Source organism: Pseudomonas sp. DWP2-2 (genome assembly GCF_049897065.1).
Classification (GTDB): Bacteria; Pseudomonadota; Gammaproteobacteria; order Pseudomonadales; family Pseudomonadaceae; genus Aquipseudomonas; species Aquipseudomonas paracarnis.
On the sequence record NZ_JAFCVN010000005.1, the window covers coordinates 501212 to 511644 of the forward strand.

8 protein-coding genes are annotated in these 10433 nt (G+C 55.6%); 4 read left to right on the forward strand and 4 right to left on the reverse strand.

The window, feature by feature from the left end; all coding sequences use genetic code 11:
* Nucleotides 1–18: 18 nt before the first annotated feature.
* The 4 genes from yidC to rpmH are packed head-to-tail and all read right to left on the reverse strand — an operon-like array spanning nt 19 to nt 2497.
* On the reverse strand, nt 19–1701 hold the full coding sequence (gene yidC / locus ACP7CZ_RS14970; RefSeq protein ID WP_054898311.1) for a membrane protein insertase YidC: 1683 nt from the start codon (nt 1699–1701) through the stop codon (nt 19–21).
* A 2-nt stretch (nt 1702–1703) separates the two neighbouring features.
* Nucleotides 1704–1949, reverse strand: a complete 246-nt coding sequence (yidD, locus tag ACP7CZ_RS14975) for a membrane protein insertion efficiency factor YidD (protein WP_019816912.1) — start codon at nt 1947–1949, stop codon at nt 1704–1706.
* Nucleotides 1942–2349 (reverse strand): ribonuclease P protein component, encoded by a 408-nt coding sequence (gene rnpA / locus ACP7CZ_RS14980; protein ID WP_020302575.1) that lies wholly within the window; start codon nt 2347–2349, stop codon nt 1942–1944. Before rnpA ends, yidD begins: the two co-directional genes overlap by 8 nt.
* Nucleotides 2350–2362: 13 nt before the next feature.
* Nucleotides 2363–2497 (reverse strand): 50S ribosomal protein L34, encoded by a 135-nt coding sequence (gene rpmH / locus ACP7CZ_RS14985; RefSeq protein WP_003213577.1) that lies wholly within the window; start codon nt 2495–2497, stop codon nt 2363–2365.
* 585 nt (nt 2498–3082) lie between these two features.
* Here rpmH and dnaA point away from each other — a divergent pair.
* From dnaA to gyrB, 4 genes are read left to right on the forward strand one after another with little or no spacing between them, the layout of a single operon-like run.
* Nucleotides 3083–4600: a chromosomal replication initiator protein DnaA gene (gene dnaA / locus ACP7CZ_RS14990; RefSeq protein WP_032894380.1), complete on the forward strand. Its 1518-nt coding sequence runs from the start codon at nt 3083–3085 to the stop codon at nt 4598–4600.
* 38 nt (nt 4601–4638) lie between these two features.
* Nucleotides 4639–5742 (forward strand): DNA polymerase III subunit beta, encoded by a 1104-nt coding sequence (gene dnaN, locus ACP7CZ_RS14995; RefSeq protein WP_003187250.1) that lies wholly within the window; start codon nt 4639–4641, stop codon nt 5740–5742.
* 20 nt (nt 5743–5762) lie between these two features.
* Nucleotides 5763–6866 carry a DNA replication/repair protein RecF gene (gene recF, locus ACP7CZ_RS15000; protein ID WP_020302573.1) on the forward strand — a complete coding sequence of 368 codons (1104 nt, stop codon included), beginning with the start codon at nt 5763–5765 and terminating at the stop codon, nt 6864–6866.
* 4 nt (nt 6867–6870) lie between these two features.
* Nucleotides 6871–9288 carry a DNA topoisomerase (ATP-hydrolyzing) subunit B gene (gene gyrB / locus ACP7CZ_RS15005; RefSeq protein WP_003187253.1) on the forward strand — a complete coding sequence of 806 codons (2418 nt, stop codon included), beginning with the start codon at nt 6871–6873 and terminating at the stop codon, nt 9286–9288.
* The last annotated feature ends 1145 nt before the right edge of the window (nt 9289–10433 follow it).

Genomic DNA, 10433 nt, shown 5'->3' on the forward strand with positions numbered 1-10433 from the left:
GGTTATCCACAGAGTAAATTACGCCTCGGCTTTTTTGGTAGCCGCTTCGATTTTACGTGTGATGTACCACTGTTGAGAGATCGACAACACGTTGTTGACCACCCAGTACAGTACCAAGCCAGCAGGGAACCACAGGAAGAAGAAGGTGAAGATGATTGGCATCATTTTCATTACCTTGGCCTGCATCGGATCCGGCGGGGTTGGGTTCAGACGCTGCTGGATAAACATGGTCGCGCCCATGATGATCGGCAGGATAAAGAACGGGTCTTTGATCGACAGGTCAGTTATCCACAGCATGAACGGCGCCTGGCGCATTTCAACGCTTTCCAGCAATACCCAGTAAAGCGACAGGAACACCGGCATCTGTACCAGAATCGGCAAGCATCCACCCAGCGGGTTGATCTTCTCTTTCTTGTACAACTCCATCATGGCCTGCGACATTTTCTGCCGGTCATCGCCATGTTGTTCTTTCAGCGCGGCCAGTTTCGGGGCCACGGCACGCATACGCGCCATCGACTTGTAGCTGGCTGCCGACAGAGGGAAGAAAAGCCCTTTGATCAGCATGGTCAGGAAGATGATCGACCAGCCCCAGTTACCGACGATGCTGTGGATATGTTGCAACAGCCAGAAGATCGGCTGGGCAATGAACCACAGAAAGCCGTAATCCACAGTCAGTTCAAGACCTGGGGACAACTCTTTCAATACGGCCTGGCTTTTAGGGCCGGCATACAGGGTAGCGCTGGTTTCAGCCTTGGCACCTGGAGCGACGGTCAATGCCGGGCCAGTGAAGCCAATGATGTAGTTGCCCTGGCTATCCTTGCGGGTCTGAACCAGGTTCGCGTCACCCTTGTTAGGAATCCAGGCAGTCACGAAGTAGTGCTGCAACCACGCTACCCAGCCACCTTGAACGGTTTCTTTCAGCGTGCCCTTGTCGATATCTTTCATCGACACTTTTTTGTACGGCTCGTTACTTGTCCACAGGGCGGCGCCCAGGTAAGTGGCGGTGCCGGTGGCGGTGCTGGAAGACGGATCGGAGCTGGCGTCACGCTTGAGCTGGGCAAACAGGTTGCCGCTCCAGGCTTTGTCGCTGGTGTTGTCGATCAGGTAAGTGACCTTCAAATCGTACAAACCGCGGGTAAAGCTGAAACGCTTGATGTAGTTGACACCGTCGAGGCTGAATTTCAGGTCGACGTTCAACTGGTTCTGGCCGTCTGCCAGTTGATAAGTCTTTTGTTCGGTCGAATAAACCGGACGACCGGTAGCACGTGCATCCGGACCATTGGTACCGGTCAGGCCGCTTTGTGCCAGATAAGTACGTTCACCGCCGTTATCGAACAGTTGGAACGGCACATCTGGATGGTCTTGGCGACGTGGATACAGCGGCAGCTTCAGCTGGGCGATATCACCACCCTGTGGGTCGATAGCCAACTCGAGCACATCCGTTTTCACGTGGATGAGGTCTTTGTTGGTGACCACTGGCGTTTCTAACGGGGCACTTGTCTCGCCATTCGCGCTGGGTACATCGGCACTCGCGGACGCATTGTTACCCAGCGGGGTGTCCGGAATAGCCGGCGCAGCCTGATTGGTAGCAACATTCTGAGTCGGCAGGGCAGCCTGACCGTAGTCCTGGTTCCATTTAAGGACCATGACATAGGACACGATTGCCAGGGCGACGATCAGGATTGTGCGTTTAATATCCATGATTACTCGGCCATCGAAGAAGAACGGGAGGTAGGGATAGGTGGAACCGGGTCATAACCACCGGGATTCCACGGATGACAGCGACCTAAACGACGAAAGGTCAGCCAGCCACCGCGCAGAAGACCATGATTTTCTATGGCCTCTAACGCGTAGCAGGAACAACTGGGGTAGAAACGACAGTGACTGGCCATCAGAGGACTAATGGCATAGCGATAAAACTGGATCGGAACGATTGCCAGTTTACGCATCAAGGCTGTCTACCCCTACAGTTTCGGTGCTGACTGCTGGTGCTGGCTTGTGGGTACGCGCCAAACGTTTCCAGAGCTTGCCGAAATGCTGAATCAATTCGGGGTTTTCTACATCACCCAAGCCTTTGCGCGCGACGATAACAATATCCCAACCAACCAGAGTGTCCTGGTGGAGGCGAAACGATTCGCGCATCAGACGCTTGAGGCGATTGCGCTCAACGGAGAGCTTTACGCTCTTCTTGCCGATCACCAACCCGAGACGGGGGTGATCAAGATCGTTGTTACGCGCAAGGAGCAGGAGATTTTTCCCCGGAACCTTGCCGGTGGGGGAGTCAAAGACTGCCTTGAAATGCCGGGGGGTTAGCAGACGCTTTTCCCGACTGAAGTCCTGACTCACCACCAGTACCGGATTATCAAACTGCCAGACGCGCACGACCTTTGGCGCGGCGACGCGACAGGACAGCACGGCCGTTCTTGGTAGCCATGCGAGCACGGAAGCCGTGAGTACGGGCGCGTTTGATGGTGCTTGGTTGGAAAGTACGTTTCATGGCGTTGTTACCTGGTTCGTCCACAACGGGCCGGAATGGCCCCCGTTTTAAGAGACCGGCGATTCTAGAGAAAGCAAGCCTCTAGGTCAATTTCCAACCAGCTTTTCCTTTAATTAGATGTCGACGGGGTCCTGACGCCCTTCTCCCCGCTTGGCTTCCATCCGGCATGCGATAGATATAAAAATAAAGAAGGAAGTTATTTAAAGCTTTTCTGTAAAGCTTATAAAAGCTAGGAGCGCGATCATCTGTGGATAACTGCCTTTAGACCTTGTTCCGCGTGGTGTACAGAGAATGACAACACGGGGGAGAAGCAGTGCTCTGCCTGTGCTGCGCTATCGGATAAGCTGTGTGTGGAACGGGCAGTTATCCACAGGCCAGTTACCCACAGACTTTTGACCCCACTTGTGCAACGAGCTCAGGTGGGTTTATCCACAGAGCTTATGCACAGACCACTGGTCGCCTTTTTAGCGGTTAAAGCATTGATTTTGGGTGGCCTGTGAGCAACCTACATGTGGATAAGTGGACGGCTGGTCGCTACAATGGCGGCTGTTTTTGCCTCACCGGCTTTCAACTTAGGGGATATCCGTGTCAGTGGAACTTTGGCAGCAGTGCGTGGAGCTTTTGCGCGATGAGCTGCCTGCCCAGCAATTCAACACCTGGATCCGTCCGCTACAGGTCGAAGCCGAAGGCGACGAGTTGCGTGTCTATGCGCCCAATCGTTTTGTCCTCGACTGGGTCAACGAGAAGTACCTGGGCCGCGTTCTCGAATTGCTCGATGAACATGGCAACGGTCTGGCGCCTGCTCTCTCCTTATTAATAGGCAGCAAGCGCAGCTCGGCTCCCCGCGCCGCGCCGAATGCGCCATTGGCCGCCGCTGCGTCGCAAGCCCAGGCCGCAGTGGCGCCTGTCGCCGCAGCACCTGCACCGACAGCTGCGCCGTCCAAGCCGTCCTCGCGCAAAAATGCGCCAGAGAATGAGGAGCCGTCCCGCGACAGCTTCGACCCGATGGCTGGTGCCAGCTCCCAACAGGCGCCTGTGCGCTCCGAGCAACGTACTGTGCAGGTAGAAGGCGCGCTCAAGCACACCAGTTACCTGAACCGCACCTTTACCTTCGAGAACTTTGTCGAAGGCAAGTCCAACCAACTGGCCCGAGCGGCCGCCTGGCAGGTCGCCGATAATCCCAAGCATGGTTACAACCCGCTCTTCCTTTATGGCGGCGTGGGCTTGGGTAAGACGCACTTGATGCACGCCGTCGGTAACCACCTATTAAAGAAGAACCCGAATGCCAAGGTGGTTTACCTGCATTCGGAGCGCTTCGTGGCCGACATGGTCAAGGCCTTGCAGCTCAACGCAATCAACGAGTTCAAACGTTTCTACCGCTCCGTTGATGCCCTGTTGATCGATGACATTCAGTTCTTCGCCCGCAAGGAACGTTCCCAAGAGGAGTTCTTCCACACCTTCAACGCCCTGCTCGAAGGTGGCCAGCAGGTCATCTTGACCAGTGACCGTTATCCGAAGGAAATCGAAGGCCTGGAAGAACGTCTGAAGTCGCGTTTCGGCTGGGGCCTGACGGTTGCAGTCGAGCCACCGGAGCTGGAAACCCGTGTTGCCATCCTGATGAAGAAGGCCGACCAGGCTAAAGTCGATCTGCCGCACGATGCTGCGTTCTTCATCGCCCAACGCATACGTTCCAACGTGCGTGAGCTGGAAGGCGCGCTCAAGCGGGTCATCGCTCACTCGCACTTCATGGGCCGCGATATCACCATCGAGCTGATTCGCGAGTCCTTGAAAGACTTGTTGGCCTTGCAGGACAAGCTGGTGAGTGTGGATAACATCCAGCGCACCGTGGCCGAGTACTACAAGATCAAGATTTCCGACCTGCTGTCCAAGCGCCGTTCGCGCTCGGTCGCACGTCCACGCCAGGTTGCCATGGCCCTCTCCAAGGAGTTGACCAACCACAGCCTGCCGGAAATCGGTGATGTGTTCGGCGGACGCGACCACACCACGGTCTTGCATGCATGCCGCAAGATCAATGAACTTAAGGAATCCGACGCGGATATTCGCGAGGACTACAAGAACCTGCTGCGTACACTGACTACGTGATGACACCAGCGCAGCTTATTAAGGCAAGGGACTAGACCATGCATTTCACCATTCAACGCGAAGCCCTGTTGAAACCCCTGCAACTGGTCGCAGGCGTCGTCGAGCGCCGACAGACCTTGCCGGTGCTTTCCAACGTATTACTGGTGGTCGAGGGGCAGCAGTTGTCCTTGACCGGTACCGACCTGGAAGTCGAACTGGTGGGTCGCGTCCAACTCGAAGAGCCCGCCGAACCCGGCGAGATCACCGTGCCGGCGCGCAAGCTGATGGATATCTGCAAAAGCCTGCCCAACGATGCGCTGATCGACATCAAGGTGGATGAGCAGAAGTTGGTGGTCAAGGCAGGCCGTAGCCGTTTCACCCTGTCGACCTTGCCGGCCAATGACTTTCCAACCGTAGAAGAAGGCCCGGGCTCGCTGACGTGCAGCCTGGAGCAAAGCAAGCTGCGTCGTTTGATCGAGCGCACCAGCTTCGCTATGGCTCAGCAGGACGTGCGTTACTACCTCAACGGTATGCTGCTGGAAGTATCGGAAGGCATCATCCGCGCCGTGGCCACCGACGGTCACCGTCTGGCAATGTGCTCGATGCGTGCCGATATCGGTCAGCCGGATCGTCACCAGGTGATCGTTCCACGCAAAGGTATCCTTGAACTGGCGCGTTTGCTCACCGAGCCGGACGGCAACGTCAGCATCGTATTGGGTCAGCACCACATTCGTGCCACCACCGGCGAGTTCACCTTCACCTCCAAGCTGGTCGACGGCAAGTTCCCGGACTACGAGCGTGTGTTGCCTAAAGGTGGCGACAAGCTGGTGGTCGGTGATCGTCAGGCCCTGCGTGAAGCCTTCAGCCGTACTGCGATTCTGTCTAACGAGAAGTACCGTGGTATTCGCCTGCAACTGGCCAACGGCCAACTGAAAATCCAGGCCAACAACCCGGAACAGGAAGAGGCGGAAGAAGAAGTGGGTGTCGACTACAACGGCGCATCGCTGGAAATCGGCTTTAACGTGAGCTACCTGTTGGACGTGCTGGGTGTCATGACCACCGAACAGGTTCGTCTGATCCTGTCGGACTCCAACAGCAGCGCCCTGGTGCAAGAATCTGACAACGACGACTCGGCTTACGTTGTCATGCCGATGCGCCTGTAATCATGCTCAGCAGAAGCTAGATGTCCCTTAGTCGCGTCTCGGTCACCGCGGTGCGCAATCTGCACCCGGTGACCTTCTCCCCTTCCCCCCGCATCAACATCCTCCATGGCGCCAACGGCAGTGGTAAAACCAGCGTGCTGGAAGCCATCCACCTGCTGGGGCTTGCGCGTTCCTTCCGCAGTGCCCGTTTGTTACCCGTGATTCAGTACGAACAATTGGCCTGTACCGTATTTGGCCAAGTGGAACTGGCTGAGGGCGGACATAGCAGCCTGGGGATATCGCGTGATCGCGGTGGCGAATTTCAGATCCGAATCGACGGGCAAAATGCGCGCAGCGCAGCGCAACTGGCCGAGATCCTGCCGTTGCAACTGATCAACCCCGACAGCTTTCGATTGTTGGAGGGGGCCCCGAAAATCCGTCGGCAGTTTCTCGACTGGGGCGTGTTCCACGTGGAACCACGCTTCATGGCCACTTGGCAGCGCCTGCAGAAGGCCCTGCGGCAGCGGAACTCATGGCTGCGGCATGGTACACTTGACGCCGCTTCGCAAGCAGCCTGGGACCGTGAACTGTGCCTGGCCAGCGACGAAATAGATGAATACCGCCGCGCCTATATCAAAGCCTTGAAACCAGTCTTTGAGCAGACCTTGAGCGAGTTATTGGATCTCGAGGGGCTGACGCTGAGTTATTACCGGGGTTGGGACAAAGAGCGTGAGCTGAATGCAGTGCTCGCAACGTCCTTGCAACGGGATCAGCAAATCGGACACACCCAGGCCGGCCCCCAGCGCGCTGATTTGCGCCTTAGATTAGGTGCACACAATGCTGCGGATATATTGTCCCGCGGCCAGCAGAAGTTGGTGGTCTGTGCGTTGCGTATCGCGCAAGGCCATTTGGTTAGCCAGGCTCGACGCGGTCAGTGTATTTATTTGGTGGATGACTTGCCGTCAGAACTCGACGAGCAGCACCGCCGCTCGCTATGCCGCTTGTTGGAAGACTTACGCTGCCAGGTGTTTATCACCTGTGTAGACCACGAATTATTGAGGGAAGGCTGGCAGACGGAAACGCCAGTCGCTTTGTTCCACGTGGAACAAGGCCGTATCACCCAGACCCACGACCATCGGGAGTGAAGGCATGAGCGAAGAAAACACGTACGACTCGACCAGCATTAAAGTGCTGAAAGGTTTGGATGCCGTACGCAAACGTCCCGGTATGTACATTGGCGACACCGATGATGGTAGCGGTCTGCACCACATGGTGTTCGAGGTGGTCGATAACTCCATCGACGAAGCTCTGGCCGGTCACTGCGACGACATCAGCATTATCATCCACCCGGATGAATCCATCACCGTGCGTGACAACGGTCGTGGCATCCCGGTAGACGTGCACAAAGAAGAAGGCGTTTCGGCGGCAGAGGTCATCATGACCGTGCTCCACGCTGGCGGTAAGTTCGACGACAACTCCTATAAAGTATCCGGTGGTTTGCACGGTGTAGGTGTGTCGGTAGTGAACGCCCTGTCCGAAGAACTGATCCTCACTGTCCGCCGTAGCGGCAAGATTTGGGAGCAGACTTACGTCCACGGCGTACCACAGGAACCGATGAAAATTGTCGGCGACAGTGAAACCACCGGTACCCAGATCCACTTCAAGCCATCGGAAGAAACCTTCAAGAACATCCACTTTAGCTGGGACATCCTGGCCAAGCGGATTCGTGAACTGTCTTTCCTTAACTCCGGTGTCGGCATCGTCCTCAAGGATGAGCGCAGCGGCAAGGAAGAGCTGTTCAAGTACGAGGGCGGCCTGCGTGCGTTCGTTGAATACCTGAACACCAACAAGACCGCGGTCAACCAGGTGTTCCACTTCAACATTCAGCGCGAAGACGGCATCGGCGTGGAAATCGCCCTGCAGTGGAACGACAGCTTCAACGAGAACCTGTTGTGCTTCACCAACAACATTCCACAACGCGATGGCGGTACTCACTTGGTGGGTTTCCGTTCCGCGCTGACGCGTAACCTGAACACCTACATCGAAGCGGAAGGCTTGGCGAAGAAACATAAAGTCGCCACCACCGGTGACGATGCCCGTGAAGGCCTGACGGCGATTATCTCGGTCAAGGTACCGGATCCGAAGTTCAGCTCCCAGACCAAAGACAAGCTGGTGTCTTCCGAAGTGAAGACCGCGGTTGAACAGGAAATGGGTAAATACTTCTCCGACTTCCTGTTGGAAAACCCGAACGAAGCCAAGCTGGTCGTCGGCAAGATGATCGATGCTGCCCGCGCTCGTGAAGCCGCGCGTAAGGCCCGTGAGATGACCCGCCGTAAAGGTGCGCTGGATATCGCCGGCCTGCCAGGCAAACTGGCTGACTGCCAAGAGAAAGACCCTGCCCTCTCCGAACTGTATCTGGTGGAAGGTGACTCTGCAGGCGGTTCCGCCAAGCAGGGTCGTAACCGTCGCACCCAGGCCATCCTGCCGTTGAAGGGCAAGATCCTCAACGTTGAGAAGGCCCGCTTTGACAAGATGATTTCTTCCCAGGAAGTCGGCACCTTGATCACGGCATTGGGCTGCGGTATTGGCCGCGATGAGTACAACATCGACAAGCTGCGTTACCACAACATCATCATCATGACCGATGCTGACGTCGACGGTTCGCACATCCGTACCCTGCTGCTGACCTTCTTCTTCCGTCAGTTGCCGGAGCTGATTGAGCGTGGCTATATCTACATCGCCCAGCCGCCGTTGTACAAAGTGAAAAAGGGCAAGCAAGAGCAATACATCAAAGACGACGACGCCATGGAAGAGTACATGACGCAATCGGCCCTTGAAGATGCGAGCCTGCACCTGAATGACGAAGCGCCGGGCATCTCGGGTGAGTCGCTGGAGCGCCTGGTCAACGACTTCCGTATGGTCATGAAGACGCTCAAGCGTTTGTCGCGCCTGTACCCTCAGGAGCTGACCGAGCACTTCATCTACCTGCCAGCCGTGAGCCTGGAGCAGTTGGGCGATCACGCCGCCATGCAAGATTGGCTGGCCCAGTACGAAGTGCGCCTGCGTACTGTGGAGAAGTCTGGCCTGGTATACAAAGCCAGCCTGCGTGAAGACCGTGAACGTAACGTATGGCTGCCAGAGGTCGAACTGATCTCCCACGGCCTGTCCAACTACGTCACCTTCAACCGCGACTTCTTCGGCAGCAACGACTACAAGACCGTAGTCACCCTCGGTGCTCAACTGAGCACCCTGCTGGACGACGGTGCTTACATTCAGCGTGGCGAACGCAAGAAGCAGGTCAAGGAGTTCAAGGAAGCCTTGGACTGGTTGATGGCGGAAAGCACCAAGCGTCATACCATCCAGCGCTATAAAGGTCTGGGCGAGATGAACCCTGATCAGCTGTGGGAAACCACCATGGACCCTGCTCAACGTCGCATGCTGCGCGTGACCATCGAAGACGCCATTGGCGCAGACCAGATCTTCAACACCCTGATGGGTGATGCGGTCGAGCCTCGTCGTGACTTCATTGAGAGCAATGCCTTGGCGGTGTCTAACCTGGACTTCTGATCAGGCATGTAGGTTCACAGAAAAGCTGCACGTTTTCACAAATAGATGACCGGCCGGGCCCGAATCTTAGTCGCCGCCGGTCACCATCAAGCCCGCATTAGCGGGCTTTTTTTTGCTTCCAATTCCTGTGGGCACCCTGCCCCCCCAACGGCTGGTCTGAGGCTGGCCGCCTGCGTATGGATGGTGGAAAGGAAGATCGGGCCCAAGGGCTCGGTGGATGAATCTGTAAGGGAGTAGCGAATGGAGCAAATCTTTAATAGTGCACCGGAATACAAGTAGATTAATTAAATCTGCCTGTATTAATTTAATACATAACAAGAAACTGTAAGAAACACCAAATTGGCTAGTTGGATTAAATGTAGATTTCAATGGGATGTTGGAATAAGATCTATGACTGCATTTTGTAGCTTCCAGATTGGATGTCTACGCGAATCAGACAGTTGAAGCAATAACCTAAGATCAAACAGAAACTGCTGGTGCGGTGACAAGCGTCTTGCTTAGAAAGAAAGAGATCAAGGCGATCTCCGGAAATTCTGATTAGTCATTAAATCCAGACCATTCCAGCAGAAAGTGGAGGCCCAAATGTAGAAAAACGCGACCAAAACCGAGAGGTTCTGACCGCGCTTAGCGAAGCGGACTTGCGACGTAGGAAACCGCAATGTCTGCTTTTTCGAAGCCCCTGTCAATCCTCTCCCATCTTTTCGACCTTAGCGAGGCTACTCGACGGCACAGTGTTGCCTGTCGAAAGGCCTCACTTCGCCTGCCCTGCGCCTTGATTTTTTGGCGCAGCGACGGCGCTCGTTTCGAGATTTTCGGAGGTGTTTCATGACAGTACGAAAGGTGGTCACGCGTCGGTCTAACCACTACCGCGGCTACTTCCCATCGCTCAAAAATAAACTGCCTGTGCCCTGGGAGTCCCAGCTCGAAGGCGCGTTTTATCGGCTTCTTGAGCTGTCTCCTGCAGTCATCGGCTACGTCCCGCAGCCCAGTGAGGAGCGTATTCCATCGCTTCAGGGCTATTTCAAAGTAAGCGTCCGAACTACACCGCCTTGCATCTCAGACCTTAATCCCCTTTAACCGCTGATTGACGCGCTCACACTCAAAAACTGCGAAATTGCACCCCACTTGACCACCCATTTGCGTTG